This is a genomic window from Candidatus Pelagibacter communis, assembly GCF_001179985.1.
Lineage (GTDB): Bacteria > Pseudomonadota > Alphaproteobacteria > Pelagibacterales > Pelagibacteraceae > Pelagibacter > Pelagibacter ubique_J.
The window spans coordinates 1-26,469 of record NZ_CVSI01000060.1 but is presented as its reverse complement, the minus strand read 5'-3'; the positions used below and the strand labels follow the sequence as shown (position 1 = coordinate 26,469).

33 protein-coding genes and 1 tRNA gene are annotated in these 26,469 nt (G+C 29.2%); 20 read left to right on the top strand and 14 right to left on the bottom strand.

The genetic code is table 11. The features are described 5' to 3' along the window. From AMN80_RS04475 to dnaQ, 5 genes are all read left to right on the top strand, one after another. Positions 1 to 349: kinase/pyrophosphorylase (locus tag AMN80_RS04475; protein ID WP_143323379.1), on the top strand; the 349-nt coding region annotated here is incomplete at its 5' end. Continuing rightward, on the top strand, positions 342 to 926 hold the full coding sequence (locus AMN80_RS04470) for a Maf family protein (protein ID WP_075520786.1): 585 nt from the start codon (positions 342 to 344) through the stop codon (positions 924 to 926). The genes AMN80_RS04475 and AMN80_RS04470, both read left to right, overlap by 8 nt. Then, entirely contained in the window at positions 923 to 1,705 is a 783-nt protein-coding gene (aroE, locus tag AMN80_RS04465; RefSeq protein ID WP_075520785.1) for a shikimate dehydrogenase, read from the top strand. The genes AMN80_RS04470 and aroE overlap by 4 nt, the downstream gene beginning before the upstream one ends. Then, a complete protein-coding gene (gene coaE / locus AMN80_RS04460; RefSeq protein ID WP_075520784.1) occupies positions 1,702 to 2,289 on the top strand; it encodes a dephospho-CoA kinase in 588 nt (195 codons plus the stop codon). The genes aroE and coaE overlap by 4 nt, the downstream gene beginning before the upstream one ends. Continuing rightward, positions 2,270 to 2,929, top strand: a complete 660-nt coding sequence (dnaQ, locus tag AMN80_RS04455; protein ID WP_075520783.1) for a DNA polymerase III subunit epsilon — start codon at positions 2,270 to 2,272, stop codon at positions 2,927 to 2,929. The genes coaE and dnaQ overlap by 20 nt, the downstream gene beginning before the upstream one ends. On the opposite strand, the gene AMN80_RS04450 is transcribed toward dnaQ, so the two are convergent. Both AMN80_RS04450 and AMN80_RS04445 read right to left on the bottom strand, forming a co-directional pair. Beyond that, a complete protein-coding gene (locus AMN80_RS04450) occupies positions 2,926 to 3,351 on the bottom strand; it encodes a protein-export chaperone SecB (protein ID WP_075520782.1) in 426 nt (141 codons plus the stop codon). The two genes, dnaQ and AMN80_RS04450, sit on opposite strands and share 4 nt — an antisense overlap. After that, positions 3,351 to 3,770 (bottom strand): FxsA family protein, encoded by a 420-nt coding sequence (locus tag AMN80_RS04445; RefSeq protein ID WP_075520781.1) that lies wholly within the window; start codon positions 3,768 to 3,770, stop codon positions 3,351 to 3,353. Before AMN80_RS04445 ends, AMN80_RS04450 begins: the two co-directional genes overlap by 1 nt. Positions 3,771 to 3,828: 58 nt before the next feature. On the opposite strand from AMN80_RS04445, the gene AMN80_RS04440 reads away from it, so the two are divergent. Both AMN80_RS04440 and AMN80_RS04435 read left to right on the top strand, forming a co-directional pair. Continuing rightward, the gene (locus AMN80_RS04440; RefSeq protein ID WP_075520780.1) at positions 3,829 to 4,416 is read left to right on the top strand and encodes a Tim44/TimA family putative adaptor protein; all 588 of its coding nucleotides are present in this window, start codon (positions 3,829 to 3,831) and stop codon (positions 4,414 to 4,416) included. Beyond that, positions 4,417 to 4,821, top strand: a complete 405-nt coding sequence (locus AMN80_RS04435) for a Smr/MutS family protein (protein WP_075520779.1) — start codon at positions 4,417 to 4,419, stop codon at positions 4,819 to 4,821. Here the strand turns inward: AMN80_RS04435 and hslU are convergent. Further along, the gene (gene hslU, locus AMN80_RS04430) at positions 4,816 to 6,120 is read right to left on the bottom strand and encodes an ATP-dependent protease ATPase subunit HslU (RefSeq protein ID WP_075520790.1); all 1,305 of its coding nucleotides are present in this window, start codon (positions 6,118 to 6,120) and stop codon (positions 4,816 to 4,818) included. The two genes, AMN80_RS04435 and hslU, sit on opposite strands and share 6 nt — an antisense overlap. Before the next feature lie 56 nt (positions 6,121 to 6,176). Beyond that, positions 6,177 to 6,692 (bottom strand): ATP-dependent protease subunit HslV, encoded by a 516-nt coding sequence (gene hslV / locus AMN80_RS04425; protein ID WP_075520778.1) that lies wholly within the window; start codon positions 6,690 to 6,692, stop codon positions 6,177 to 6,179. Positions 6,693 to 6,782: 90 nt separating this feature from the next. Here hslV and hisB point away from each other — a divergent pair, with 90 nt between their 5' ends. Genes hisB through AMN80_RS04385 form a run of 8 tightly spaced genes read left to right on the top strand, consistent with a single transcriptional unit; the run spans position 6,783 to position 10,962 of the window. Further along, positions 6,783 to 7,373 (top strand): imidazoleglycerol-phosphate dehydratase HisB, encoded by a 591-nt coding sequence (gene hisB / locus AMN80_RS04420; RefSeq protein WP_075520777.1) that lies wholly within the window; start codon positions 6,783 to 6,785, stop codon positions 7,371 to 7,373. 6 nt (positions 7,374 to 7,379) lie between these two features. Then, complete coding sequence (gene hisH, locus AMN80_RS04415) at positions 7,380 to 8,006, top strand: imidazole glycerol phosphate synthase subunit HisH (RefSeq protein WP_075520776.1); 627 nt, start codon at positions 7,380 to 7,382, stop codon at positions 8,004 to 8,006. Next, the gene (gene hisA / locus AMN80_RS04410) at positions 8,007 to 8,723 is read left to right on the top strand and encodes a 1-(5-phosphoribosyl)-5-[(5-phosphoribosylamino)methylideneamino]imidazole-4-carboxamide isomerase (RefSeq protein WP_075520775.1); all 717 of its coding nucleotides are present in this window, start codon (positions 8,007 to 8,009) and stop codon (positions 8,721 to 8,723) included. Beyond that, positions 8,716 to 9,471 carry an imidazole glycerol phosphate synthase subunit HisF gene (gene hisF, locus AMN80_RS04405; RefSeq protein ID WP_075520774.1) on the top strand — a complete coding sequence of 252 codons (756 nt, stop codon included), beginning with the start codon at positions 8,716 to 8,718 and terminating at the stop codon, positions 9,469 to 9,471. The genes hisA and hisF overlap by 8 nt, the downstream gene beginning before the upstream one ends. Position 9,472: 1 nt before the next feature. Next, entirely contained in the window at positions 9,473 to 9,745 is a 273-nt protein-coding gene (gene hisE, locus AMN80_RS04400; protein ID WP_075520773.1) for a phosphoribosyl-ATP diphosphatase, read from the top strand. A gap of 4 nt (positions 9,746 to 9,749) precedes the next feature. Beyond that, positions 9,750 to 10,094 (top strand): hypothetical protein, encoded by a 345-nt coding sequence (locus AMN80_RS04395; protein WP_075520772.1) that lies wholly within the window; start codon positions 9,750 to 9,752, stop codon positions 10,092 to 10,094. Further along, complete coding sequence (locus AMN80_RS04390) at positions 10,091 to 10,456, top strand: HIT domain-containing protein (RefSeq protein WP_075520771.1); 366 nt, start codon at positions 10,091 to 10,093, stop codon at positions 10,454 to 10,456. The genes AMN80_RS04395 and AMN80_RS04390 overlap by 4 nt, the downstream gene beginning before the upstream one ends. Beyond that, the gene (locus tag AMN80_RS04385) at positions 10,456 to 10,962 is read left to right on the top strand and encodes a GNAT family N-acetyltransferase (protein WP_075520770.1); all 507 of its coding nucleotides are present in this window, start codon (positions 10,456 to 10,458) and stop codon (positions 10,960 to 10,962) included. Before AMN80_RS04390 ends, AMN80_RS04385 begins: the two co-directional genes overlap by 1 nt. Here the strand turns inward: AMN80_RS04385 and AMN80_RS04380 are convergent. Together AMN80_RS04380 and AMN80_RS04375 are read right to left on the bottom strand one after the other, a co-directional pair. Further along, positions 10,959 to 11,510 (bottom strand): LolA family protein, encoded by a 552-nt coding sequence (locus AMN80_RS04380; protein WP_075520769.1) that lies wholly within the window; start codon positions 11,508 to 11,510, stop codon positions 10,959 to 10,961. The genes AMN80_RS04385 and AMN80_RS04380 overlap by 4 nt on opposite strands. Next, entirely contained in the window at positions 11,510 to 13,579 is a 2,070-nt protein-coding gene (locus tag AMN80_RS04375; RefSeq protein WP_075520789.1) for an FtsK/SpoIIIE family DNA translocase, read from the bottom strand. The genes AMN80_RS04380 and AMN80_RS04375 overlap by 1 nt, the downstream gene beginning before the upstream one ends. 61 nt (positions 13,580 to 13,640) lie before the next feature. Here AMN80_RS04375 and AMN80_RS04370 point away from each other — a divergent pair, with 61 nt between their 5' ends. Continuing rightward, positions 13,641 to 14,732: an FAD-dependent monooxygenase gene (locus AMN80_RS04370; RefSeq protein WP_075520788.1), complete on the top strand. Its 1,092-nt coding sequence runs from the start codon at positions 13,641 to 13,643 to the stop codon at positions 14,730 to 14,732. Here AMN80_RS04370 and AMN80_RS04365 read toward each other — a convergent pair whose 3' ends face one another. Continuing rightward, positions 14,733 to 15,377, bottom strand: a complete 645-nt coding sequence (locus AMN80_RS04365; RefSeq protein WP_075520768.1) for an LON peptidase substrate-binding domain-containing protein — start codon at positions 15,375 to 15,377, stop codon at positions 14,733 to 14,735. It lies immediately after the preceding gene. A 100-nt stretch (positions 15,378 to 15,477) separates the two neighbouring features. Between AMN80_RS04365 and AMN80_RS04360 the strand changes: the two genes are divergently transcribed. The 3 genes from AMN80_RS04360 to AMN80_RS04350 all read left to right on the top strand — a co-directional run bounded on the left by AMN80_RS04360 (position 15,478) and on the right by AMN80_RS04350 (position 17,402). Continuing rightward, positions 15,478 to 16,920, top strand: a complete 1,443-nt coding sequence (locus tag AMN80_RS04360; RefSeq protein ID WP_075520767.1) for a tetratricopeptide repeat-containing sulfotransferase family protein — start codon at positions 15,478 to 15,480, stop codon at positions 16,918 to 16,920. A 58-nt stretch (positions 16,921 to 16,978) separates the two neighbouring features. Continuing rightward, positions 16,979 to 17,053, top strand: a tRNA-Gly gene (locus AMN80_RS04355). A gap of 10 nt (positions 17,054 to 17,063) precedes the next feature. Continuing rightward, positions 17,064 to 17,402 carry a 4a-hydroxytetrahydrobiopterin dehydratase gene (locus AMN80_RS04350; RefSeq protein WP_075520766.1) on the top strand — a complete coding sequence of 113 codons (339 nt, stop codon included), beginning with the start codon at positions 17,064 to 17,066 and terminating at the stop codon, positions 17,400 to 17,402. On the opposite strand, the gene purH is transcribed toward AMN80_RS04350, so the two are convergent. The 6 genes from purH to AMN80_RS04320 are packed head-to-tail and all read right to left on the bottom strand — an operon-like array spanning position 17,399 to position 23,761. Then, positions 17,399 to 18,937, bottom strand: coding sequence for a bifunctional phosphoribosylaminoimidazolecarboxamide formyltransferase/IMP cyclohydrolase (purH, locus tag AMN80_RS04345; protein ID WP_075520765.1), 1,539 nt, complete (start codon positions 18,935 to 18,937; stop codon positions 17,399 to 17,401). The two genes, AMN80_RS04350 and purH, sit on opposite strands and share 4 nt — an antisense overlap. Continuing rightward, positions 18,934 to 20,559 carry a heparinase II/III family protein gene (locus AMN80_RS04340; protein WP_075520764.1) on the bottom strand — a complete coding sequence of 542 codons (1,626 nt, stop codon included), beginning with the start codon at positions 20,557 to 20,559 and terminating at the stop codon, positions 18,934 to 18,936. The genes purH and AMN80_RS04340 overlap by 4 nt, the downstream gene beginning before the upstream one ends. A gap of 7 nt (positions 20,560 to 20,566) precedes the next feature. Beyond that, on the bottom strand, positions 20,567 to 21,226 hold the full coding sequence (gene rpe, locus AMN80_RS04335) for a ribulose-phosphate 3-epimerase (protein WP_075520763.1): 660 nt from the start codon (positions 21,224 to 21,226) through the stop codon (positions 20,567 to 20,569). Between the two features lie 42 nt (positions 21,227 to 21,268). Further along, positions 21,269 to 21,619: a hypothetical protein gene (locus tag AMN80_RS04330; protein ID WP_075520762.1), complete on the bottom strand. Its 351-nt coding sequence runs from the start codon at positions 21,617 to 21,619 to the stop codon at positions 21,269 to 21,271. Positions 21,620 to 21,677: 58 nt separating this feature from the next. Then, a complete protein-coding gene (locus AMN80_RS04325) occupies positions 21,678 to 23,498 on the bottom strand; it encodes a sodium:solute symporter family protein (protein WP_075520761.1) in 1,821 nt (606 codons plus the stop codon). Further along, a complete protein-coding gene (locus AMN80_RS04320; RefSeq protein ID WP_075520760.1) occupies positions 23,498 to 23,761 on the bottom strand; it encodes a DUF4212 domain-containing protein in 264 nt (87 codons plus the stop codon). Before AMN80_RS04320 ends, AMN80_RS04325 begins: the two co-directional genes overlap by 1 nt. 118 nt (positions 23,762 to 23,879) lie before the next feature. Here AMN80_RS04320 and AMN80_RS04315 point away from each other — a divergent pair, with 118 nt between their 5' ends. Continuing rightward, positions 23,880 to 24,380 (top strand): esterase, encoded by a 501-nt coding sequence (locus tag AMN80_RS04315; protein ID WP_256997994.1) that lies wholly within the window; start codon positions 23,880 to 23,882, stop codon positions 24,378 to 24,380. A 121-nt stretch (positions 24,381 to 24,501) separates the two neighbouring features. On the opposite strand, the gene acs is transcribed toward AMN80_RS04315, so the two are convergent. Then, the coding region (gene acs, locus AMN80_RS04310; RefSeq protein WP_256997993.1) for an acetate--CoA ligase at positions 24,502 to 26,469 on the bottom strand (1,968 nt) is incomplete at its 5' end.

Here is a 26,469-nt window from a genome sequence, read left to right as displayed (position 1 = left end):
TACTTCAATCTACTTAGCAAACAAAGGTATGAAGATTTCGAATATACCACTAGTTAACGAACAATCAGTTCCAAAATTTTTAAAAGAAAAACCAAATTTAACTTGTGTCGTTGGTTTAACAGCAGAACCAGATAGACTAGCAGACTTAAGGAAAAATAGGATGCAATCTATAAAGGAGAATGAAAATAAAAATTATATTGATTTTGAAAAAATTAAAAGTGAAATAGAAGTATCAAAAAAACTTTTTCAAAAGTATAATTGGCCAACTATAGACGTCACAAGAAAATCAGTTGAGGAAACTGCAGCTTCAATCCTCAAAATTCACGACATATTTAATAATAATGATTAAAATAATATTAGCTTCAAAAAGTGAGGTTAGAAAAAAAATTTTATTGGAGAATGGTATTTCTTGCAATGTTGAACCATCCAAGGTTGACGAAGATGTTATTAAGAACGCCCTTTTAAAAGAGGGCGCAACACCAGAAATAATATCTAAAAATCTTGCAGAATTAAAAGCAAACAAAATAAGCAGCAAAAACCCAGATGTACTAGTTCTAGGCGCAGACAGTGTAATAGATTTAGATGGTGAAATTATCTCAAAACCTAAATCACGAGAAGAGGCTTTTAATATTTTGAAAAAAATGAGTGGCAAAAGTCATTTTTTAATTAGTTCAGTTTGTATTTCTAAAATGGGCAATATGATATGGAATTACACTGATAAGGCAGAATTAGTTATGAAAGATTTTAATGACAGTGATTTAAAAAATTATTTGTCCAAAATATCTGATAAAATTCTTTATGCATACAATGTCTATCAAATAGAGGGTGAAGGAAAAAAATTGTTTAGCAAGATAAAAGGAGACAAAAATACTATAATGGGACTACCAATTGCTAAAATTAAAAGCTATTTACAGGAGCATAAATGAAAAAATTTTTTGTAATTGGTAATCCTATAAGTCACTCTCTTTCTCCCGAGTTACATAATTTTTGGATTAAAAAAAATAAAATTAATGCGGTTTATGATAAAATTAAACTAGAAGAATCAGAATTGAAAGATTTTATCAACAAATTGAGAAATGAGGAGATACATGGCATAAATGTAACGGTTCCTTTTAAAAATAAGGTTATAAAATATTTAGATAAACTTAGCTTAGAGGTTGAAACAACCGGCTCCGTTAATACTATTTATAAAAGTGGAAATGATATAATTGGTCACAATACGGATGTAGCCGGGTTCGAATTAGGTTTAAGACACTCAAAAATTAATGTTTTACATAAATCAATTTTAATTCTGGGAGCGGGTGGGGTTGTTCCTTCAATTATTTATTCTTTATTAAGTATGGGATGTAAAAAAATATTTTTATCAAATAGAACTATTGAGAAGGCTGAAAATATTAAAAAAAAATTTAATGAGATCGAAGTGTTAAAATGGAGAAAAATACCTGATTTCGACATAGTTATAAACGCTACAAGTGTTGGTTTAAAAGGTGATGGTCTAGATTTAGATTTTAATACAAAAAATAAAGTTTTTTACGATGTAATATATAATCCAAAAGAAACCCTATTCTTAAAAAAAGCAAAAGAAAATGGTAACAGAATTGAAAACGGTAAATTAATGTTTGTTTACCAAGCAAATCAATCTTTTTCTATATGGAATAATGTAATACCTAAAATTGACGAAGAAGTTTTAAAGATATTGGAATGATCAAAATTAGTTTAGTAGGAGATATTGGTTCAGGTAAAACACATGTTTCAAAATTATTTAGAGCACCTTGCTTTTCTGCAGATACAGAGGTTAAAAAATTATATAGGAATAATAGACAGTGTTTTAAGAAGTTAAAAACAAAATTTCCTCAATTTATCAAAACTTTTCCAATCAAAAAAAATGAGTTATCAAACATAATTAAAAATAAATTTTCCAATTTAAAAAGTATCGGCTTTATAGTTCATCCTTTTATCAGAAAAAAACTAAGATTTTTTTTAAAAAAAAATAGAAAAAAAAAAATTGTTGTTTTAGACATACCGTTATATTTAGAAAATAAAATGTATAAAAAAGATGATATTTTAATATTTCTTAAAACTAAAAAAAAAGAAGTTAATTCAAGATTGAAGAAAAGAAAAAACTTTAACCAAAAGCTTATAAATATTCTAAGAAAATCACAGCTTACATTGAAACAAAAAAAAAATAAATCACACTATGTTTTAATGAATAATTATAATAATGCTATTATGAAAAGAAAAGTTAAAATGCTTAAAGCAAAAATATTAAATGATAGAAGTAGTACTTGATACAGAAACAACGGGGCTTTCAGTTGCAAAAGGCCACAGGATTGTCGAAATAGGATGTATTGAATTGAAAAATCAATTACCTACTTCTAAAACTTTTCATTGTTACTTAAATCCTCAGAGAAAAGTTTCGGAAGATGCTTTGAAAGTTCATGGTTATACTGACGAGTTCTTATCCGATAAAAAATTCTTTAAAGATGTTGTTGATGATTTTCTTGGATTTATTGAAAACAAAAAATTAATAATACATAATGCAGAATTTGATATATCCCATCTAAATAATGAACTTAAATTACTTGGTAAAAATTTAATAAAAAAAGAAAATGTTATTGATACTTTAGATTTAGCAAGAGAAAAATATCCGGGGTCTCAAATTAGTCTGGACGCTCTTTGTAGAAGATTTAGAATAGATAATTCAAGAAGAAAGCTCCATACAGCTTTAATTGATTGTGAGCTCTTATCTAAAGTCTATATAAATTTAATTGATCAAAAAGAGCCAAAACTAGATTTTATGACAGAGGAGACAAGAAATTCAGAAAATATCAAAGTCACAGACTATTGCAAAAAAATTATCGAACCAACAGATGATGAGTTAAGAAATCATAAAATTTTTATAAAAAAATCTTTTAAAAAGAGTGTTTAATTTTTCCTACTTTTATATAGTTCATTAAAGTCCACTTTAGTTTCAAATTTTATATTTGGGTATCCAGAATATTTAAGTAGATCTAAAAAAATTTTTTCGATTTTTGGGTAAACCTCTGTTGGAACATCTTTTAAAAATATCGGTTCTAAAATTTCTTTTGTATTTACATCTTCATCAATTTTAACAATTACTGCATATACCATTTCAAAATAACCATGATTATTATTACTATTATTTTCTTTAAATTTTGTCGATATTGAAACTTCTGCCATTTTGTTTTTGAGAGGCCTTGTGTTTATATCAATAAACAATTTATAATTAGAAATATTTTCTTTGGTATATAGATAGCTTTCAATATCTTTTGTTTCAGCAGATATATCTTTAATAAATTCTCCTAATATTCTATATTTTTTTTTTTCCATTAATTATCTTTATCCTCATACTCACCTTCAATTAGATCATCTTTAGCTTTTTCATTTGCACTTTTTTGCTTTGTATATTTTTTACTTAAAAATTTAAAAAATATATTTCTAGTTACCGGAATAATTAGCAAAAAACCAATTATATCTGTAGCAAATCCTGGAATAATTAAAAGTAATGCTGCTAATGTCAAAGCAGCCCCAGACATCATTTCATAGACTGGTATTTGGTTACTATAAAGTTGTGTAATACCAGATTTTAAAGTGCTCAAACCTTGTAATCTTGCAAAATAAACCCCTACAACAGCAGTTAAAAGAATGACAAGAATTGTATTAAAAGCACCTATTTGCCCTCCAATTTGAATAAAAAGGTAAATCTCAACAAGAGGAATAAATAAAATTATTAATAAAAGTGTGTTCATTTGTCATTAATCTAATTTGCTAGTTGAAATTAAGCAATAGAGTAAATATGATAATGACATGAGTTATAGCTTTGAATATATAGATATAATACTACTGGCAATGATTGCTGGTTTCATCTTTTTGAGACTTAGAGGTATTTTAGGTAAAAAGTCTGGTTTTGAGGAAGATATAACCCAGAGCTTCCCACATGAATTTCCTAATGTAAATACAATAAAAAAAACAAACTTTGAAGTTTTTGACGAGAAGGCAAAATCTGAATTTTTGTCAGGGGCTAAAATAGCTTACGAAAATATCATCACTGATTTTTCGAAAGGAAACTTAAAAAATATTAAAAGCCTTCTAGAAAAAAAAGTTTTTAAACAATTTGAAGAGGCTATTTCTGAACGAGAAAAACAGGGTAATATTTCTGAAACAACTTTTATAGGAATTAATTCAGCAGAAATCAAAAAACACGATAGAAATGGCAACTTCCTTGAGGTTACCGTGGACTTCGTTAGTGAAATTATTTCATGTGTCAAAGATAAAGATCTAAAAATTATTTCTGGTGATCCAGAAAAAGTTAAAAAAGTTTATGATACTTGGAAATTTTCAAAAAATGTGAAATCAAATGATCCAAACTGGTCATTGATTGAAACAAACGTTTAATTGAATAAAAAATTATCTAACAAAGATTTAAAAGATTGGAAAAATTTCGTAGAGGGAAATGAGAAGGTTCAGAATAAAGATTATATTATAGATGAAATAAAATATAAACAAGAGGCCACTATAGATCTTCATGGATTTTCTCTAGATCAAGCCAACAGCAAAGTAGAAAAATTTATTGTTGATTGTTTTAACAAAAAAGTACTAAAACTTAATATTATTACTGGGAAAGGATTAAGATCAAAAGTTGATCAAAATCCTTATCAATCAAAAGATTTGGGTATTTTAAAATATTCTGTTCCAGAGTTTATTAAATCAAATACAGAGTTGATGAAAATAATCAAAAAAGTTGATGATAGTACAGATGAAAAAAATTCAGGTTTTTTTTCTGTTTACTTAAAATTATAAAATAAACTTTGATAAATCGTTATCTTTTACTAACTGACCAAGATTTTCTTTAACATATTTAGAGTCTATTACAATGTTTTCTCCTGATCTATCAGTTGCGGTGAAACTAATTTCATCAAGAATTCTTTCAATTATTGTATGAAGTCTTCTTGCGCCTATATTTTCCACTGATGAATTAACTTCAGTCGCAAGATTGGCAATAGTCTCAATACCGTCTTCAGAAAATTCTAGGTCAACATTTTCTGTTTTAAGTAATGCTTTATATTGTTTGATCAAACTATTGTCTGGTTCTTTTAAAATTCTTTTAAAATCATCACTTGTTAAAGCATCTAATTCCACTCTTATTGGTAATCTTCCTTGAAGTTCAGGCAATAAATCTGATGGCTTTGCTAATTGAAATGCTCCAGATGCAATGAATAAGATATGATCTGTTTTAACTGGTCCATATTTTGTGCTAACAGTTGTACCCTCAATTAATGGAAGAAGATCCCTTTGAACACCTTCTCTTGAAACATCGCCACCAACTCTGTCAGTTCTACCTGAAATTTTGTCTATTTCATCTAAAAAAACTATACCGTTGTTTTCAGTAACATTTTTTGCTGATTTTATAATCTTGTCTTGCTCAATTAGTTTGTCTGCTTCTTCATTTAGTAAAATTTCGTGAGACTCTTTGACAGTCATTTTTTTCTTCTTTACCTTGCCCCCCATCGATTTACCTAACATTTCACCAATATTTATCATTCCAATGTTTGCTCCTGGCATACCCGGGATTTCAAAACTTGGCATGTTGTTAGACTGGTTTGTTGCAATTTCAATTTCATTGTCATCCAAATCACCATCTCTTAACCTTTTTCTAAAGCTTTCTCTTGTTGCAACAGATGCTTTATTTCCGACTAAAGCATCTAAAACTCTTTCTTCAGCTAATTTCTGAGCTTTTGCATGAACTTCTTTTCTTTTTTTAACTTTTTCCATTGCAATTGCAATTTCAAGTAAATCTCTGATAATTTGTTCAACGTCTCTTCCAACATAACCAACTTCAGTAAATCTTGTCGCTTCGACTTTTACAAAAGGCGCCTCAGCTAATTTCGATAGTCTTCTGGATATTTCTGTTTTACCAACACCAGTTGGTCCTATCATTAAAATATTTTTAGGAAGCACCTCGTCTCGCATATCTCCTGTTAAAGCTTGTCTTCTCCATCTATTCCTTAATGCAATAGCGACAGCCCTTTTAGCTTTATTTTGACCAACAACATATCTATCCAACTCAGATACAATCTCTCTTGGTGACAATGAGTCAATATGATTTTGTTTTTCCTCAGTTTTCTTCGGGAATGTTTTTACGTTAGATTTTTCCATTAAATTTTTTCGACTCTTATATTGTTATTTGTGAACACACATATGTCAGCTGCAACTTGTATAGCTTTTTTCGCAACTTCTTCAGCTTTTAATTCAGTATCCATTAATACTTTTGCAGCAGCTAATGCGTAATTTCCTCCAGAACCAATTCCAATTACATCTCCTTCAGGCTCTAAAACGTCACCCGTTCCTGAAATAATAAAACTTTTTTCTTTATCACCAATTGCCATAAGCGCTTCTAATCTTCTTAAATATTTATCTGTTCTCCAATCTTTAGCTAACTCAACAGCAGCTCTTGTTAAATTTCCTGCATGTTTTTCCAGTTTAGCCTCTAATCTTTCAAACAAAGTTAATGCATCTGCTGTTGATCCAGCAAATCCAGCGATCACATTTCTTTTCTCAATTTTACGAACTTTATTGGCATTACTTTTGATCACTGTATTTCCCATACTTACTTGACCATCGCTTGCCACAACCACGTCATTATTTTTTCTTACTAATACTATCGTTGTCATTTGAGATAAATGGATATTAATTTTAAATGTTCAAGTGGTAAATTAACTGTTATTGATATCAATAGATAATGCATATATATCTAACTTAATATGAAGCGAAAAGCAGAAATAAGTAGAAAAACTAAGGAAACCAAAATCGATGTAGCTATAAATATCGATGGTAAAGGCAATTTTAAAATAGACACTGGTATTGGTTTTTTAGACCACATGTTAGAACAATTATCAAAACACTCTTCAATTGATTTAAAAGTAAAAGCCAAAGGCGATACACATATTGATCTTCACCACACAACTGAAGATACAGGGATCGCAATTGGTGAATGTTTAAAAAAAGCATCAAAAAAATTTGTAGGTATAAAAAGATATGCTCACGCGATGATCCCGATGGATGAAACTTTAACAAGAGTTGCTTTAGATGTTTCTAATAGACCATATTTAATTTGGAAAGTTGATTTAAAAGTAGAAAAGCTTGGTGAAATGGATACTGAATTATTTAAAGAGTGGTTCCAAGCATTTTCACAAGCAGCAGGTATTACTTTACACGTAGAGAATTTATATGGCGATAATAGTCATCACAAAGTTGAGTCTTGTTTTAAAGGATTAGCAAGATCTTTAAGAAGCGCACTTGAGGTTGATCCAAGAAATAAGAACGTAATACCATCGACTAAAGGTTCTTTATAAGAATTAATGAACGTAACAATTGTTGATTACAAATCAGGGAACATAAGTTCTGTCATAAACTCATTTAAAGAAGTAGCACAAAATAAAGTTAAAATTGAAGTTACTTCTGATCTTAACAAAATTAAATCGAGTGACAAGGTCGTCTTACCAGGCCAAGGTTCATTCAAGAGTTGCATCGATGCTTTAAATAAAATTAATGGCCTTGTTGAAACTTTAAATGTTTTTGCGATAAACAACAAAAAACCTCTACTTGGAATTTGTGTTGGGTTACAAATGTTTGCGGATGTTGGATACGAGGAAACAGAAACAAAAGGATTAGGGTGGATATCTGGAAAAGTTACAAAGATAGATAATCAAAATGGAAAATACAAATTACCTCACATAGGTTGGAATGAAATTAATATTATAAAGGATAGTAAAATTTTAAAGGATATAAAAAATAAATCTCATATGTACTTTGTACATAGTTACGAATTCTTACCCAATAATAAAAATGCTATTTTAGCAACAACTAATTATTCTTCAAACCACGTCTGTGCTATAGAAACAGAAAACATTTTTGGCACTCAATTTCACCCTGAAAAAAGTGATAAAATCGGATTAAAAATAATAGATAATTTTATAAATTTATAAATGAAAATATTTCCAGCTATAGATATTAAAGATAAAAAATGTGTACGCTTAGTTAAGGGTGATTTTGACAATAAAACGGAGTACAAAAATTCTCCTGTATATCAAGCTAAAAGTTACAAAGATCAAGGATTTAAAAATCTACACATTGTTGATTTGGATGGAGCATTAACTGGAGAAACTGTTAACGTTGATATTGTTTATGAAATAGTAAAAAAGTCTAATCTTAAGGTAGAGATAGGTGGAGGCATTAGAAATTTTGAGAGTATAAAAAAATATATTGATGCTGGTGTTGAAAAAGTAATTTTAGGGAGTGCTGCAATTAAAAACAAAGATTTTTTGAAAGATGCGTGTTTGAAATTTCCTGGAAAGATTGCTCTTGGTTTAGATGCAAAGAACGGCAAACTTTCGATGTCTGGATGGAAAGAAAGTTCAAATAAATCTACTTTAGACTTTCTAAAAGAAGTAAATAATTATGGTGTGAGTAGATTAATTTTTACAGATATTGAAAAAGATGGAACTAAAGAGAGCCCAAATTTTGCTGAAACATCAAAAGTTGCAAGCATTTCTAATTGTCCAGTTATAATCTCGGGCGGGGTTTCATCAATTAATGATGTCATAAAAGCAAGGAACATGGAAAATATTGAGGGTATAATAGTGGGTAAAGCTATTTATGATGGCGATATTAAACTGGAAGAGTTAGTTAAAGAAGATGCTTAAAAATCGAATAATTCCTTGTTTAGATGTAAAAAATGGGCGCGTTGTAAAGGGTATTAACTTTGTTGACTTAAAGGATGCAGGCGATCCAGTTGAACAAGCAAAAATTTATAGTGATGGAGGAGCAGATGAAATTTGCTTTTTAGATATTACGGCTTCAAATGAAAATAGAGACACAATTTATGAAGTAGTGGAAAAAACTTCCAAGAAATGCTTTGTTCCTTTGACAGTAGGTGGTGGAGTAAGAAGTATAGAAGATATTAACAAGTTACTTAAATGTGGAGCTGATAAAGTATCAATCAATACAGCAGCTGTTCAAAATTCTAAAGTAGTCATAGATAGTTCAAAAAAATTTGGCTCCCAATGCATTGTTGTTGCAATAGATGCAAAGAAAAATGGAAAAAATTGGGAAATATTTACCCATGGAGGAAGAAACAGCACTGGCATAGACGCAATAGTATATGCAAAAAAAATGGAAGAATTTGGTGCTGGAGAATTATTAGTCACTTCTATGGATAGAGACGGAACCCAAGTTGGTTATGATATTGAATTAATGTCAAAAATATCTTCTAGAGTAAATATACCAGTGATTGCATCCGGAGGGGTTGGTAATCTCGATCATCTAGTTGAAGGTATAAAATTAGGAAAAGCAAGCGCTGTCCTTGCTGCCTCTATATTTCATTACGGAAAACATTCTATAAAAGAGGCAAAGGAATATTTGGATTCAAAAGGAATTCCTGTTAGAATTTAGAATGCTTAATGTGTTGGAAGATCTAATTAGTCTTGCGAGACAAAGAAAAGTAAAACCAATCGATGGCTCATATACAAATAAATTATTAAAAGACAAAAATTTAAGCAAAGAAAAAGTTTTAGAAGAAATTGGAGAGCTAATTCAATCTGTTGAACAAAATAGTAATAAAATTCATGAGGCTGCGGACGTATTTTATCATTTGATCATTTATTTAGAGTCCAATAACATAAAAATTGAGGATATAATGTTGGAGTTAGAAAAAAGAAAAAAGTAAATTAATGGGTAAGATAAAATTAATATTTTTTTTAATCATTGCCTATATTGGGTACAAAGGTTTTGTAGCTTTTAAAAATTTTGAAATTGGCACATCAAATAAAATGGCAGAAATTGAGGAAGTTGCAGGCATAGAAAAGAACAAAGAAGTAGTTGGGCTGCTAATGTACTTAGGAGAGCCTCCAAAATTGATTGAACATTTATACATGGAGAGTGGTTCAAAATGTACTGAGCTCAAAGCAATTGCAGAAGCGAATTCTAATGCGATTTATGAATGCGCAAGATTAAATGCTGTTTTAACTGGAAATAAAATTGTTAAAGTCATTGATAAACTTGAAGTCATCCAATGACATACGACGATAAAAATATATTTGCAAAGATTTTAAGAGGGGAAATACCTTGTAAAAAAATTTATGAAGATGAATACGTCTTATCATTTTATGATATTAATCCTCAAAAGAAAATTCACGCCTTAGTTATACCAAAAGGTAAATTTATTGATTTAGATGATTTTGCTTCCAAGGCTTCCGAAAAAGAAATCTCGGGATTAATCAAAGGTATTAACACGGTTGCAAAAAAATTAAAGATTTCTTCCGATACGGGAAAAGGTTATAGAGCACTTGCAAATATAAATGAAAATGGTGGACAAGAAGTACCTCACCTACATTTTCATCTTTTTGGTGGAGAAAAAGTTGGTAAAATGGTTGAGTGATGATTCCTGTTGAAAGAAATTTTTTAGAATTAAGAGATATAAAAAAACTAAAATTTAATTCATCGAAAGAAAACAAATTTTTGATAAAAAAAATTAAACCTGATTTTCAATTAAACAAATTTTTCTATAAACAAGTTGGAAAAAAACATAGATGGATAGACAGACTTAGTTGGACTGATGAAAAATGGATTAATTTTATTTCAAATAAAAATTTAGAAACCTATGTTATCAGCGAGTCTGACGATTTAATTGGCTTCTTCGAGCTATTGTATAATCCAGACTTAAATGAAACTGAGATTTCATATTTTGGATTGCTGGAGGAATATATTGGAAAGGGAATTGGTGGATATGCCTTAAGTGAAGCAATAAAAAAATCATTTGAAAAAAATATCAAAAGAGTTTGGCTTCATACATGTACACTTGATCATCCTAATGCTTTAAAGAATTATATTGCAAGAGGCATGAGAGTGTTTAGAAAAGAAAATATTAATATATTGGATAGTTAATTAAATTTTTTTAAATCAAAAATGTTTTCATTGATAATTTTATTTACTTCGTTAATTGTAATCTCAGTTGATACAGAATTGTTGTAAATATCTGTAGTTCTCCAACCTTTTATTTGTAATTTTTCTTCATCAAAGAAAATTTTTATATCAATATTTTGATAATTTAGATTAATAAACAAACTACCATATTCACTTTTAACGTTATTTTGTGTTATTTGATAAATCAAGTACTGTTTATCTAAAATTTTATAAAAAGACGTATTTTCCAATTTATAAAAGTTTGGGGTATTTGTGTTTCTGTTTTTAACAATTAGATTTTTACCATCAGAAACAAGAATTTTACCTGAATCATCATATTTGCAATTTATTTTTCTATTAAAAGCTAAAATGCAATAACCTGTCTCTTTATTTTTGTTAATTTGTTGAGCAAATTTAAAACTGTAATTATTGGCTTTTTCTAAATTATCTATTATTTTTTTTGATACATCTGAATAAACTTTGGTTGTTATAAAAAAAAAAACTGAGATATATATAAATAAAAACTTCATTAAAGAACTTCTCGTTTTCCTACATGATTTGCTTTACTGACTATTCCTTTTTCTTCCATCATATCAATTATTCTAGCTGCCCTGTTATAACCAATTTGGAGTTTCCTTTGAAGAAATGATGTTGAGGCTTTTCTTTCTGATTTTACAATTTCTAAAGCAGTTTCATATAAATCATCTATCTGCTCATTGTTTTTATCACTGTCCAAATTATTCTCTTTTTCATCTGATAAATTTAAAATTTCTTCTACATATTCAGGCTCACCTTGAGATCTTAAAAAATTATTAATTTTCTCAATTTCATTTTCAGATACGAACGGAGCGTGGATTCTTGTTATTCTGTTTGCCGAGGACATATATAGCATATCTCCTTTACCCAATAGTTGCTCCGCACCTTGTTCGCCAAGTATAGTTCTACTGTCTATTTTAGAGGAAACTTGAAAAGATACCCTTGTAGGGAAATTTGCTTTTATTGTTCCAGTTATAACATCCACACTAGGTCTCTGTGTTGCCATTATAATGTGTATTCCTGCTGCTCTAGCCATTTGAGATAATTTTTGAATATAATTTTCTATTTCTTTACCAGCTACTAGCATTAAATCTGACATTTCATCAACCACGACAACGATATATGGCATGGGTAATTTATGTTTTGAATTATATCCCCCAATATTTCTTACGCCCACTTTTGTCATTAATTTATATCGATTTTCCATCTCTTTAACTACCCAACCTAAAACAGTAGCAGCCTTTTTTGCCTCGGTGATAACAGGACATAAAAGATGTGGAATTCCTTCATAAGTTGAAAGCTCTAACATTTTTGGATCAATTAATATAAATTTACATAGCTCTGGTTTGTGCCTATATAAAAGTGAGATCAATATAGTGTTTATGCATACAGACTTTCCTGAACCAGTTGTCCCCGCAATCAGCAAGTGAGGCATCGAAGACAAGTCACTTATTATAGGCTGTCCAGATATACTTTTGCCAAGCGCAATCGGTAAAATTATATCTTTATTGCTAAATTTAGAGCTATTTAATATTTCTCTTAGAGATACATTATCCCTTACGAGATTTGGTAATTCAATACCTACTGAACTGGAGCCAGGAATTACAGATATTCTTGCAGACTCCGAGCTTGTATTCCTTGCTATATCGTCAGATAGATTTACAATTTTAGAGACTTTCACCCCAGCAGCTGGCTCAAATTCATTTAAAGTTACGACAGGTCCTGAACTTATTTTCCTAATTTTACCCTCCACTCCAAAATCTAGAAGTATCTTTTCAAGAAATTCTTCATTAATATCATTTCTTAAGGTATTTTTTTTATTTTTTATTGTTGGTTTTTCTAACAAGTTAATATTCGGTAGTTTGTATGATGTTATCTGTTTTCCTGATGTGTCATTTTTTTTTTCAAAAGAAAATTTTTCTTGCGCATCACCAGAAATCATAAATTCATCTTTTACATACTCTTTAGCTTTAATTGGAGAAAAAGTTTTTTTTCTTTTAATAATACTCCCAAGAATCGAAAACCATTCTAATTTAAAATTAATACTTATAATAAATAAAATTACGAATAATATAATAAGAAAATAATATGATACTTCAGTGTTAATATCTGTAATCTTAAAAAATATATTATTATAGAAATAGTTTCCAACAAAACCACCGTTTCCATTAATTACAAGAAAAAAAGCTTCTTTATAAAATTGTGTCAGAAAAATGGTTCCAACTATTGAATAACAAACAATATAAAAAAAACTATTCAAAATTGAAATTAAAGTCTTTTGAAAAATCAATGTTAAAGATAAGAATATTAAAGTTATTGGTAAAAAGTATGCTATCAATCCTATCGACTGTAATAAAAAATCAGAACCAATGCTGCCATAGATGCCTAAAAAATTTTTTATTTCTTGATTTTCAGGATAAATAAAATTTGGATCATTAGGATTATAGCTAATCAATGATAACAATATCAGAAATGCAAAAATTAGGGTTAAAATGCCAATAAATTCAATAAATTTTTTGATGGCAAAATCTTTAATTTTTTCAAAACCATTTTTAATTTGCATAAAAGAATCAAATTTACCACTTTGTATCATTTAATATTTATTGTTAAAATTAAAAAATATTATGACAATTTGTTTAATAGGTAAAAATTTAACTAGTTTAGTATTATCAAAAATTTTTGTTAATAAAGGCATAAATGTAGATCTTTATTACTCAAACAATAAAATTAATAAGATGAAAAGCACACTTTCTAGAACAATCGGATTATCAAATGATAGTGTTAATTTTTTAGAAAGTTACAAAATTTTAAACAAAAAGGATTGTTGGAATATAAAACAAATTAAATTATATAAAGAGAATGAACCTGATAGCTTTCTAAACTTTAAAACTGATAAAAATAGTTTCTCCATTATATCCTATAATGTTTTAAATGAATCATTAGAAACTAAATTAAAAAAAAATAAGCGTATTAAAATTAAAAAGAGAAAATATGAAGGTTTTTACCCAAAGCTGTTAAAAAGAAATTATGAAATCATAATCATTACTGACACAAATAACTTTTTATTTAAAAAATATTTTAGTAAACAATTTAAAAAAAACTACAATAGTACAGCCTATACCACTATTATCAATCATTCTAAAATACAAAACAACATAGCAGAGCAATATTTTACAAGGTTTGGCCCTTTAGCTTTTCTACCAATTTCAAATAATCAAACCTCGGTTGTTTTTTCAATCTTTGATAAAGATTTAATTAAAAATAAATTAAAAATCAAAAATATAATAGAACAATATAACAGACACTATCAGATTAAGAATATTAGTACACTTCAAGAATTCCCGATTAACTTATTCTTATCTCGTAATTATTTTTATAAAAATATTTTATCATTTGGAGATGCTTTACACAAAGTTCATCCTCTAGCTGGACAAGGATTTAATATGACCGTTAGAGATACAAAAATTTTAAGTGACTTAATTGACAAAAATTTAGCACTAGGACTAAACTTAGATACAATATTAGAAAAGTTTGAGATTGAAAGAAAGAATCCAAATTTTATATTTGCAATGGGTATAGACTTTTTACATGAGTTTTTTAAAGCAACAAATAAATACAATTTGAAAAATGTAGATTATTTATTTAAATTTCTTAACAAAAATACGTTCTTTAAAAAAAAAATTGAAAAATTTGCCGATAAGGGCTTTATTTTTTAGCTACTGTAACGTTTTATTATTAAAGTCATCTGAGCTATAAAGTTTTATTATTTGCTCAAGTTTTTGTTTTCTAAACTCTAGATCTTTTGCCTCTAAAAGCATTTGCTTTTCCTCTTTTGAGAAAGGAGAAGCCATAGAAAGTGTATTTATAGTTTGATCCAAGCTTTGTTTTTCTAACTCAGTCCAATTTATCATGTAGCCTTGTTTTTCAAAAATTCTTTTAAGATCATTAAAGATTAGATTTAAATCAGAAAAGCTTATATCTTTTTCATTATTATTTTCATCATTTTCAAATCCATTATAGTTTACTTTAAATTCTCTAAATGGTTTGCCGTTCTCTATTTCCTCAACAATATTAAACCTAGTAATTCCATTTAAAATTATTACGTATCTACCATCATCAGTTTCATTAAAGCTAGATATTTTTCCCAAACAACCAACTTTAAAAAGTTCTGGCTTATTTGGATTTATTATACCTTTCGGTTGTGACATGCCAATCATTCGATGAGTTTTTATGCTTTCATTAATCATTTGAATATACCTTGGTTCAAAAATATTAAGTGGTGCAGAAGTATTTGGAAAAAAAATAAAATTTGATAGGGGAAATACAGGCAATATGTTAGGAAATTTGTTAATTTTAATCATATAATTCAGAAATAACAAATAATGTTGATAAGATCTATGTTCATATTGATGCATTATTATATTAAAAAGGCTGTTTATTATTATAAAAAAATCTTATTTAATGACTAATTTCGATTATAAAAGCCTCTATTCCAGAGGGCTAGATCTCTTTAAAAAAAATCAATTAGATAAATCATTACATTTTCTTATGAGGATAGAAAACAAGGATCTAAATACTTTGAAATTAATGTCTCAAATACATATAAAAAAAAAGGATTTTAGTATTGCAAAAAACATCCTAATAAAAATTTTAAGATTAGACAAAAAAAATTTATATGCCTTAAATAATCTAGGAGATCTTAACAAGATTGAAAGAAATTTTGAAGATGCTGAAAAATATTATCAAAAGTCAATTTCATATGATGGAAATTTAATTTCAAGTTATTTTAATTTAGCGTCACTTTATGAGGACAAAGGTGAACTAGATCTTGCTAAAAAAAATTATCTCAAAGTAATTGAAATTGATGATAAAAATTATGCAGCTTTTTTTAATTTACAAAGACTTCAGGAAAACTTAATAACTGAAGAAATGATTAAAAGAATTGATGATGATTTAAAGACTAATCAAAATTCTAAAAGTAAAATTATAGCTTATGGCCACTTTGTTATTGCAAAGAATTACAGAAAAAAAAATGAAATTAAAAAAGAGATAATAGAATTGTCTAAAGGTCATAAAATTTTTTTTAACTCAGATCCAATTAATAAAGATGCTGTTAACTATTGGTTGGTAACAATTCCAAAAATGGTAGAAAAAAATTTTCTATTTGAAAATAAAGAAAAAAATGAAATTAAATCAAGTAATATTGAGCCAATATTTATATTTGGAATTCCAAGATCAGGTACAACCTTAGTAGAAACAATAATCACTTCTGGTGATGAAAAAATTTATAATGCCGGTGAAAACCTTATTTTACAAAAGGCTTTACAAAAATTGCAATTAAATAAAAAATTACAGGAGAGCGAAAAAACTATAAAAATAGATTTCAATTTTTTAAAAAAAATAATTATGAATAGCTATATTGAAAAATTTTCCGTGCAAACCGAAAAACTTAAGTTCCTTGATAGAACAATGACAAATTTTTACTTTTCTGAAATTTTATTGGAAGTATTCCCAAATGCTAAAATTATTAATTGTAAAAGAGATAATTTTCACAATCTTATTGCCATTTATCAACAATGTTTAAATAATTTGCCATGGTCACATGACATTGAATATATTAAAAAATATATTTCCTTTTATAATTTAAAATTAAAAAATTTAAATAAAAATTATTCTAAAAATATTTTAAATATTGAATTAAAAACATTAACAGAATTTCCTGAAGAAACTTCAAAAAAAATAATGTCTTTTTGTAATTTAAAATGGTCTGATAAAGTTCTTAAATTTTATGAAAGAAAAGACTTAATATGTACTACTGCAAGCAATATACAAATTAGAAAAAAAATTTATAAATACGATCATGCAAAATTTTTACCTTACAAAGAATATTTTGATAATTTTTAAGCAAAAATGTCTATTGCTTAATTCTTTAAAAGCCTTTAACTTCAGTATAATTTAATAAGCGGGCGTAGCTCAGTGGTAGAGCGTCTCGTTGCCAACGAGAAGGTCGTGGGTTCAAGTCCCATTGCCCGCTCCAAAAAATTATTATGGATGATTTATCAAAAAAAAAATGTGTACCTTGTGAAGGAGGTATTCCATCATTCAATTTAGGTGAAATTCATAAATATCTAAAAAAAGTTGATGGATGGGACGTTAAAAAAAATGAAGATGAAAATTTTTATCTTTTAAAAGAATTTAAGTTTGAAAATTTTGCAAGTGCTCAAGATTTTGTTAATAAAGTAGGAACTATTGCTGAATCAGAAGGGCATCACCCAGATATATGGTTTGGCTGGGGATACGCAAAAATTAAAATATTTACTCATGCTATAAATGGTCTAGCTGAAAGTGATTTTATTCTTGCTGCTAAAATTGATAAAATAAATTAATGTCTAAAATGTCTAGTTTTTGAAAAAACTAATACAGTGTTTGTATTGTTTGCAAATTTTATAATTTCCTTATCTCTTATTGATCCGTAGGGTTGAATAATTGCTTTTACACCTGATTGAACTAGTGCTTCAATGCCGTCAACAAAAGGAAAAAAAGCATCTGAGGCAGCAACTAAATTTTCTGTGTTATGATTGAACTTTTTCATTTTATTTACTGCAATTTCACAACTATCTAGTCTGCTAGGTTGTCCTGAACCGATACCTACAGTTGAATTATTATTTGTTAATACAATTGCGTTAGATTTTACAAATCTACAAACATTAAAAGCAAATATAAGGTCTTTAAACAATTTCTTATCGGGTTTCTTTTTTGATACAACTTTAAACATATTTTTATTAAAATTTTGATTATCAGAATTTTGTAAAATAAAGTTATTAGATAGCGTGTTCAAAACTATTTGACTAGATTCGTGTTTTTGATTATTTTTGATAATTCTTAAATTCTTTTTTTTTTTTAGAATTGATAAAGCTTTAGCATCGAAATCATTTGCAACTATAACTTCAAAAAATTTATTGTTTATCTCTTTAGCAGTTTCAGACTTAATTTTATAATTACAAATAATCACTCCACCAAAAGCGCTTATCGGATCACAATCAAAGGCTTGCTTAAAGCTAGAGCATTGATTTTTGTCAATTGATACTCCTGATGGATTAGCATGCTTAATTATAGTTGTACCTACACCTTTTGGTAAACTATTTTTAATATCAAGTCCGAAGTAAATATCGTTATAATTATTGTAACTTAATTGTTTGCCATTTAATTTTTCTAATTCATTAAGATTCCCTCCAGAATAAAATGCTCCTGATTGATGTGGATTTTCTCCATATCTTAATTTGCTTAATAACGTACCATTAAAAGTTATTTTATTTGGATAACTATTATCAATAATTTTATTAAAGTATTTTGAAATATTTGCATCATAATAAGCAGTTTCATTAAAAGCCTCTTGTGATAATTTTTTTCTAAAACTAAGAGATGTTGAACCTTTATAACTATTCATTTCATGCATTAAACTATCTAATTGATAATTAGATGTTATTACAGCTACATCTTTAAAGTTTTTCGCTGCAGATCTCACTAGTGCAGGACCACCAATATCAATGTTTTCAATTATCTTATTTTCATTTTTAGTATTAAGAACAGTTTTTTCAAAAGGATAAAAATTAACAATCACAAGATCTATGTTTTTAAAATCTTGTTCTTTTATTTGTTTTAAATGTTTTCTGTTGTCTCTTTTAAACAGTATTCCAGAATGTATTTTTGGATGAAGAGTTTTTACTCTACCGTCTAAAATTTCCTGAAAACCTGTGAAATCACTTATCTCATAGCATTTAAATTTGTGCTTTTTAATATATTTGTATGTACCTCCAGAACTTAAAATCTCAACTTTAAATTTTCTTAGAGTTGGTAAAATTTTATCTAGTTCAGACTTGTCAGAAACAGATATGAGGGCTCTTGTTATTTTTTTATTCATATTTTTCTAATTTCCCATTTTATTCTTACTTCTTCACTGGTAATTTCTCCATGCACATAAATATTCTTATTTTCAGTATATGAGTCTTTTTTTCCAAAATATAAACCTGTTTCAATGCCAAAATTGTTATGATTACAAGTGAATCTCCATCCAGAATTTTTGAGTTGTAATAAAACAGACTGTTTATCTTGTGTCTTTATTGCATTAGTGCTTGGCAGTAAATGAAACCTTATGTCAAAGCCAACTTTTCGAAAATTTTTTTTGCTAATTATTAAGTCCTCTCCTACGTACATAAATTCTTTTGGAAAAAATTTGATGTTTCTCTGATGTAAAATGCCATATTCTTTTAAATAACCATCATGAGATCCTTGCATCTCCCAAATTTCATCGTCTTGATAAATTTTCTTGTTTGTCACTTTCATAGTATTTTCCAAAGCAAAGTAACCCAATTTATCCTTTTTAAATTTACACGAAGATCTATCATCAATTGAAAGGGTAGAATGTGCAGCCGTTGATTTAGATAAAATATTTAATTTATGATTATAGTTTTGAAAGTATCCACAATTAGTGATTACTTTTTCTTTATCGTGAAAAATCTCAAACGATAAGGCACCAGATTGATAATCAGCAGAATATTTCTTATCTGGTGTCGGTCCAAAATCAACTATAATTTTATCTTTTTTATTTTTAAGAACTGAATAACCTCCAACACTATTAAATTTATTCTTAAATTTATAACCGTGTTCTTTTATATATTTTTTGAATTCGGTAGTATCTAAATTATGGTTGCCATTAAATAAAAAAGTCCCAACGTTCTCCTCAAAATAAAAATTAAAGGATTGGCCGAGATAGAATATAATTTCATTTAAAAACTCTGGTATTTCAGTGCTAGAGTCTTTTAGTAATTCTCTTATGAAAACAAAATATTTTAAGTAAAAAATTACTTGTCTGGGATTTCTAGATTTTGGAAAGCCATCATTATCGAAAATAGTATTAATTATCTTCTTTAATAATTGAAATCCAATGTTTAAGTATTGCATCTGATGTTTAAAACATAACCCACCCATAATGATAGCAGAACATCCAATCATCTTATCATTAACAAATTCTGTATTTTCTATTTCATTAGTTAAATGATTTAATTGTTTTTTTATGATTTTTGTGAAATTTAACTTAAAACTTTCATCACCCTCGTGATAGAAATTATTGCTATTTGCTATCCAAGAAATAACTCTCTTTGAGAGCGTATCTAGTTCCCAGCTTTTAAAACTGTAGTTTTGATTTAAATTTGTCCAATTAGAGATTACGGATCTAGTAATCTTTTTTGAGGATTTTAAATCAATAGTAAATAACCAAAAAAAACTATGCAGTTTTTTTAAATCTTTTTCTGACAAATTTTGATTTTCCCAGATACTTTCTATATTGTAATCCTCAATCCTATTTTTTCGGTCTTTAACTTTTACTATACAATCAAAAATCTTAAGGTGTGGAATATACTCAAAGCCACCATCAAAAACTTTTGAAATTTTAGTATTATAAATACTTGAGTTTAAATAAATCTTTCTAATTTGTTTTGTTATATATAAAAAAGGATTAGTGATAGAATTTTCTTTGTAACCCATGCAATGTCTAAATAGTTTTTAAAAAATTTATGTTTTTCTTTATATCTCCATTATTCTCTTTAAAAATTGTTGTGCCTGAAACTAAAACATTTGCTCCAGCTTCAAGAACTTCTTTAAAATTTGAGAAATTTATTCCACCATCAACTTCAATATCAAATTTAAAACTATTCTTATCTTTTATTTCACTTAATCTTTCAATTTTTTTTAGAACATTTTTTATAAATTTTTGCCCTCCAAATCCTGGAAAAACACTCATTACTAAAACTAAATCAATTTGATCTAGATATTTTTCTATAACTTCAATTTTTGTGTCTGGATTTAGTGATAAACCTACTTTTTTTTTATATTTTTTTATTTCATCAATAGACTCTTGTAGTGAAGAGGTTGCTTCTGGGTGTATTGTGATTATATCTGCTCCACTTTCTGCATAATCTTTTATGTACTTATGTACAGGATTGATCATTAAATGCACATCAAATGGAATATTAGTATATTTCCTCAAAGCTTTTATTACAGGAGGACCTATAGTTAGATTTGGTACAAAGTGACCATCCATAACATCTACATGAATCATATCGGCCCCACTATTCTCTAAATTTTTAATTTCTCGTCCAAGCTGACTAAAATCTGCGGATAAAATTGATGGTGATATTTTTATTTTTTTCATTGATACTTATTTACTAGTATCAATTTTTGTTTTTTTTTTGAATTATTTTTTACCAAATATTTGATAAATTTGAGATGCAATTTCACTTTCCAATGGAAAAGATAGCATACCCATTACTGAATAACCCATTAAGTAAGGCATTAGATAAAATCTGAACATATAGAAAAACCAAGCAACATATAAAGGAACAAGAGGTTTTATAATGAATGATGGGGTTATAAACCTAAACATTGTTATAAAAGGATCCGTCAATTTAACAAACACTTTCATAAAGAAGAAACTAGAGTCTTCTCTTTGAAATATGTTCATTGCAACTCTACCAATTAAAGTCCACATGATCATACCCATCACATAGTCAATTAGGTAAATCATCGGGTGAAAATTTGCGTACATGTCTGTTTGAAAAAAAACTTAAGGGGCGATAAATTCTCGCCCCTTAAAAATTAATTATTTAGTGTTGTCTTCCTAGTATTGCTTTACCACTTGGTACACGAACATCGTCTACCATTTTCTGTGTAGCAGCGTCTGGCGCTTTAGTTGCCAAGCTGACTACGATCATAAGCACTAAGCTTACTACTGATCCAACTATACCAAATGTTAACTGAGTAATATCTAAGAAACCAGGGTAACCACTTCTTACAGCAATTAAGTATGCTGAACCAGCGGCTAATCCTCCTAGCATTCCTGCGACTGCTCCCTGTGCATTTGCTCTCTTCCACCATACTCCTAGTACAAGTGGGAAGAATAATCCTGACATAGCAAAGTCAAAAGCCCAGATAACCGAACCCAAGATACCTTGAATTTCAAGAGCTGCAATTGTTGCACCAGCAAAACCAATTAATACAAGTAATATCCTTGCGATCAACAACCTTTTAGCTGTCTCCGCTTTTGGATTAATCATTTTGTAGTAAATGTCGTGAGATAATGCATTAGATATCGCTAACACTAATCCGTCAGCTGTTGACATGGCAGCAGCCATACCTCCAGCAGCAACTAGACCAGAAATTACATATGGTAATCCTGCTATCTCTGGAGTTGCCAATACAACGGCTTTACCACCCATGAAGAACTCGTTTAACTCGAGCGTTCCATTTCCGTTAAAGTCGCTTACAAACATTAAGTTTGCTTGGTTCCAGTTTTGATACCAGTCAATTGCTTTTACCTCAGAAATTGACTTACCAATGATTCCTGTTGCTAAGTTTGGATCCATTAACGATAGTTTAGATAATGTAGCTAACATTGGAGCTGATGAATAAAGTAGGAATATAAAGAATAATGACCAACCTACTGATCTTCTAGCAGCTTTTACACTTGGAGTAGTAAAATATCTCATCATAACGTGTGGTAATGAAGCTGTTCCAGCCATCATACAAACCGCTAATGAAATAAATTTCCAAGGTGTAGTGTTAACTTCAGCGTGCGCTTTGGTTATCCCTGATAGTCCTTTAGGAACCTGTTTTAGATCTGCTGCTGAGTTTTTAATACTTCCCAAACCAAACTGAGACTCTAACTCCGCAATTCTAGCAACTTCATCTGCTAACATTAAGTGTGGAAATACTCCAGCACCCATTTTGTTACTGATCCAGAATACAGGTATCAAGTAAGCTATAATCAATACAATGTATTGTGCTACTTGCGTCCATGTAACCGCTCTCATTCCACCAAGCATTGAACACATCAATATACTTGCTAATCCTACGTAAACAGCAATGTTAAAAGGAATATCAAGTGCAACTGATGCAATTGTTCCTGTCGCGTTAATCTGCGCCGTCACGTAAGTGAATGATGCAACTGTTAAGACTATTACCGCAGATAGTCTAGCTAAGTTTCCGCCATATCTAGTCCCGATGAAATCCGGAACTGTGTAGCAACCAAATTTTCTTAAATATGGTGCTAGTAGCGAAGCAACTAGTACGTATCCACCCGTCCAACCAACAAGTAGTGCCATATAACCATAACCTTTAAAGTAAATTCCTCCAGCCATCGCAACGAATGAAGCACCAGACATCCAGTCTGCTGCTGTAGCCATACCGTTGAAAACTGTTGGAACTTGTCTTCCAGCTAAGTAATATGCATCAACTTGAATTGTACGAGATAGGTAACCAATTAGTGCATAAATTAAAACTGTAAACGCCACAAAGCAAATACCAATCACTTTTGCAGACATTCCAGCCTGTTCTCCAATCGCCATCAAGATTATGAAAACTATGAAACCACCGGTGTATGTTCCATAAATCTTGGGAAGATTGTCTATAAATTTACCCTTAAACATTAGTCATCCTCTCTTTCAGAAAAGCCGAACTCTTCATCAATCTTTTCTTGTCTTCCCGCAAACCAAAAGATTAGTATTACGAAAATTCCAAGAGAACCCTGACATGTCATATAATATGACAATGGATATCCAAAAGGTCTTATAGATGATGCTTCCATTTCGGCACCGAAGAGGAAGATGCCAATAGAGAAAACGAACCAGATAGCCAGTGTTACAAATAGCAGGCCTCTAGTCTTTTCCCAATGTTGTGCTTGTTTTGACATTTTTTTCCCTCCCTATAGGTTAAAAGACGAAAGATTACTCATTATGAAAAATATTGGAACCCCTAAAATTCTCGTATTTTTTGTTATTTTATAATATATTACAACTTTTAGTATACATATGGTCCTAAAATATAGATTCAATCTCAAAGATATAAAATTAGAGGATTTCAAGATCTATCTTCTAGCAATGTTCAAGGGAATTTTGCCAAAAAAAAAAATTAAAAATTTTTTAGATCTTGAGGAATTTATTCAAAAAAAATCTGCGTGGGTTACCCAAGTAACTTTGTACAATTATTTAAAAACAAGAATGGGAACTAAATACGTTTTACATTTTGACAATGATGTCTTTATTGACTCAATCAATTTAGCAAAATGGAACATCTATATAATTTCTTTACAAGATTTAACTTTTTACACATTCTCTTATATACATAATAATTTTAATCTTAGTGAGTTTGAAAAATCTATAAGAATTTATGAAACTATTATAGATCAAGAAATAAAAAATGGGATGCCAGAAGATATAGCAGCCCACGGAAAAAAACATTTTTTGAAAGATATGAAAAAATTGATTGGAAAAAATATTATAGCTCACTTCCATTTAACCCTAGTGCACTAGCACTTTATAAATGGGCTCCTATAGCAGAGGAATTAAAAACCTTAGACAGAAAAATTGTTTTGAACTCTATGATACTTAAGTGGGATAATATAAAAGATGAATTCGTAAAACTTATAAAGTTTTAAATATTTTTTCTCTCATCAACTAAACTTTGTACAACACTTGGATCTGCTAAGGTTGTTGTGTCACCAAGTTGATCGTGTTCATTGGCAGCTATTTTTCTCAAAATCCTTCTCATAATTTTTCCTGATCTTGTTTTTGGCAATCCTGGAGAAAAGTGAATTAGATCTGGAGTTGCAATAGGTCCTATCTGTTTTCTTACCCATAACTTTAATTCTCTCTCTAGATCTCCATCTGCTTTTTCTCCAACGTTAAGAGTTACATAACAATAAAGTCCGTTTCCTTTTATGTCGTGTGGATAGCCAACTACTGCTGCTTCAGCAACTTTTGGATGTGCAACAAATGCACTTTCAATTTCAGCCGTACCAAGATTATGACCTGAAACTATTATCACATCATCAACTCTTCCAGTTATCCAATAGTATCCATCTTTGTCTCTCCTACATCCATCACCAGTAAAATATTTACCATCAAACTGTGAAAAATATGTTTCAATAAATCTATTGTGATCACCATAAACTGTTCTCATTTGTCCTGGCCAGGATTGAGCGATACACAGTCTTCCTTGTGCCTCTCCTTTTAAAACTTTTCCCTCTTTATCAACTATAACTGGTTTAATACCGTAGAAAGGTTTTGTAGCTGAGCCTGGCTTGAGATCTATTGCGCCAGTTTGAGGACTGATTAAAATACCACCAGTCTCTGTCTGCCACCAAGTATCGACAATTGGGCACCGTGAGTCCCCAATTGTTTTGAAATACCATTCCCACGCTTCAGGATTTATTGGTTCACCAACCGTTCCTAATAATTTAAGAGTCTTTCTAGAAGTTTTTTTAACAGGCTTGTCGCCTTCCCTCATTAAAGCTCTTATCGCGGTAGGAGCTGTATAAAAAATATTAACTTTATATTTATCTATTATTTGCCACCACCTAGAAGAGTCAGGATAAGTTGGTATTCCTTCGAACATAAGAGTAGTTGCACCATTGGCTAAGGGTCCATAAATAATGTAGCTATGGCCAGTCACCCAACCAATATCTGCGGTGCACCAATAAATATCTTTTGGCTTATAATTAAAAATGTATTGATGTGTCATTGATGCGTAAACAAGATATCCACCTGTTGTATGTAGAACTCCCTTTGGTTTACCCGTTGATCCTGAAGTATATAAAATAAAAAGAGGATCTTCAGCATTCATTTCTTCAGGTTCACAATATGAGGGAACATTCTTAGTTATTTCATGATACCAAACATCTCTACCACCATCCCAGCTAACCTCGTTACCAGTTCTTTTAACTACAACACATTTTTTTACGTTAGGACAGCTCATCAACGCCTCATCTGTAATTGACTTTAAGGGTATTGTTTTGCCACCTCTAATTCCCTCATCTGCTGTTACTACATAATCAGACTCACAATCATTTATACGTCCAGCAATACTATCAGGTGAAAAACCGCCAAAAATAATCGAATGGATAGCACCAATTCTCGCACAAGCTAACATAGTATAAGCCAGCTCAGGTATCATTGTTAAATAGATAGTGACCCTATCGCCTTTTTGTACTCCAATTTCTTTTAAACCATTTGCGATCTTACAAACTTCGTTATGCAATTGTTTGTAAGTTATTTTCTTTTGTACTTTTGGATCATCTCCCACCCACATAATTGCAGTTTTATCTTTATTATTCTTTAAATGTCTATCTATACAATTAGCTGAAGCATTGAGCGTGCCGTCGTAAAACCATTTAATTTTTACCTCTGAACTACTATATTTAACATCTTTAATTTTTGTGTAAGGTTTAACCCATGTAATTCTTTTTCCCTCTTTTCTCCAAAATCCATCATTATCCTTCAATGAATGGTTATATTTTTTTTCATAGACATTCTTGCTTACAAGCGCTTTTTTTAACCACTCTGATTTAACTTTATATATTTTTTCAATAGATTTATTATTAACTTTTAATTTTTTTACTTT

Coding starts and splice junctions, on each gene's coding strand:
- AMN80_RS04470 (WP_075520786.1), top strand. CDS start 342: ATGATTAAAATAATATTAGCTTCAAAAAGTGAGGTTAGAAAAAAAATT.
- aroE (WP_075520785.1), top strand. CDS start 923: ATGAAAAAATTTTTTGTAATTGGTAATCCTATAAGTCACTCTCTTTCT.
- coaE (WP_075520784.1), top strand. CDS start 1,702: ATGATCAAAATTAGTTTAGTAGGAGATATTGGTTCAGGTAAAACACAT.
- dnaQ (WP_075520783.1), top strand. CDS start 2,270: ATGATAGAAGTAGTACTTGATACAGAAACAACGGGGCTTTCAGTTGCA.
- AMN80_RS04450 (WP_075520782.1), bottom strand. CDS start 3,351: ATGGAAAAAAAAAAATATAGAATATTAGGAGAATTTATTAAAGATATA.
- AMN80_RS04445 (WP_075520781.1), bottom strand. CDS start 3,770: ATGAACACACTTTTATTAATAATTTTATTTATTCCTCTTGTTGAGATT.
- AMN80_RS04440 (WP_075520780.1), top strand. CDS start 3,829: ATGAGTTATAGCTTTGAATATATAGATATAATACTACTGGCAATGATT.
- hslV (WP_075520778.1), bottom strand. CDS start 6,692: ATGACAACGATAGTATTAGTAAGAAAAAATAATGACGTGGTTGTGGCA.
- hisB (WP_075520777.1), top strand. CDS start 6,783: ATGAAGCGAAAAGCAGAAATAAGTAGAAAAACTAAGGAAACCAAAATC.
- hisH (WP_075520776.1), top strand. CDS start 7,380: ATGAACGTAACAATTGTTGATTACAAATCAGGGAACATAAGTTCTGTC.
- hisA (WP_075520775.1), top strand. CDS start 8,007: ATGAAAATATTTCCAGCTATAGATATTAAAGATAAAAAATGTGTACGC.
- hisF (WP_075520774.1), top strand. CDS start 8,716: ATGCTTAAAAATCGAATAATTCCTTGTTTAGATGTAAAAAATGGGCGC.
- hisE (WP_075520773.1), top strand. CDS start 9,473: ATGCTTAATGTGTTGGAAGATCTAATTAGTCTTGCGAGACAAAGAAAA.
- AMN80_RS04395 (WP_075520772.1), top strand. CDS start 9,750: ATGGGTAAGATAAAATTAATATTTTTTTTAATCATTGCCTATATTGGG.
- AMN80_RS04390 (WP_075520771.1), top strand. CDS start 10,091: ATGACATACGACGATAAAAATATATTTGCAAAGATTTTAAGAGGGGAA.
- AMN80_RS04385 (WP_075520770.1), top strand. CDS start 10,456: ATGATTCCTGTTGAAAGAAATTTTTTAGAATTAAGAGATATAAAAAAA.
- AMN80_RS04380 (WP_075520769.1), bottom strand. CDS start 11,510: ATGAAGTTTTTATTTATATATATCTCAGTTTTTTTTTTTATAACAACC.
- AMN80_RS04375 (WP_075520789.1), bottom strand. CDS start 13,579: ATGCAAATTAAAAATGGTTTTGAAAAAATTAAAGATTTTGCCATCAAA.
- AMN80_RS04370 (WP_075520788.1), top strand. CDS start 13,641: ATGACAATTTGTTTAATAGGTAAAAATTTAACTAGTTTAGTATTATCA.
- AMN80_RS04365 (WP_075520768.1), bottom strand. CDS start 15,377: ATGATTAAAATTAACAAATTTCCTAACATATTGCCTGTATTTCCCCTA.
- AMN80_RS04360 (WP_075520767.1), top strand. CDS start 15,478: ATGACTAATTTCGATTATAAAAGCCTCTATTCCAGAGGGCTAGATCTC.
- AMN80_RS04350 (WP_075520766.1), top strand. CDS start 17,064: ATGGATGATTTATCAAAAAAAAAATGTGTACCTTGTGAAGGAGGTATT.
- purH (WP_075520765.1), bottom strand. CDS start 18,937: ATGAATAAAAAAATAACAAGAGCCCTCATATCTGTTTCTGACAAGTCT.
- AMN80_RS04340 (WP_075520764.1), bottom strand. CDS start 20,559: ATGGGTTACAAAGAAAATTCTATCACTAATCCTTTTTTATATATAACA.
- rpe (WP_075520763.1), bottom strand. CDS start 21,226: ATGAAAAAAATAAAAATATCACCATCAATTTTATCCGCAGATTTTAGT.
- AMN80_RS04330 (WP_075520762.1), bottom strand. CDS start 21,619: ATGTACGCAAATTTTCACCCGATGATTTACCTAATTGACTATGTGATG.
- AMN80_RS04325 (WP_075520761.1), bottom strand. CDS start 23,498: ATGTTTAAGGGTAAATTTATAGACAATCTTCCCAAGATTTATGGAACA.
- AMN80_RS04320 (WP_075520760.1), bottom strand. CDS start 23,761: ATGTCAAAACAAGCACAACATTGGGAAAAGACTAGAGGCCTGCTATTT.
- AMN80_RS04315 (WP_256997994.1), top strand. CDS start 23,880: ATGGTCCTAAAATATAGATTCAATCTCAAAGATATAAAATTAGAGGAT.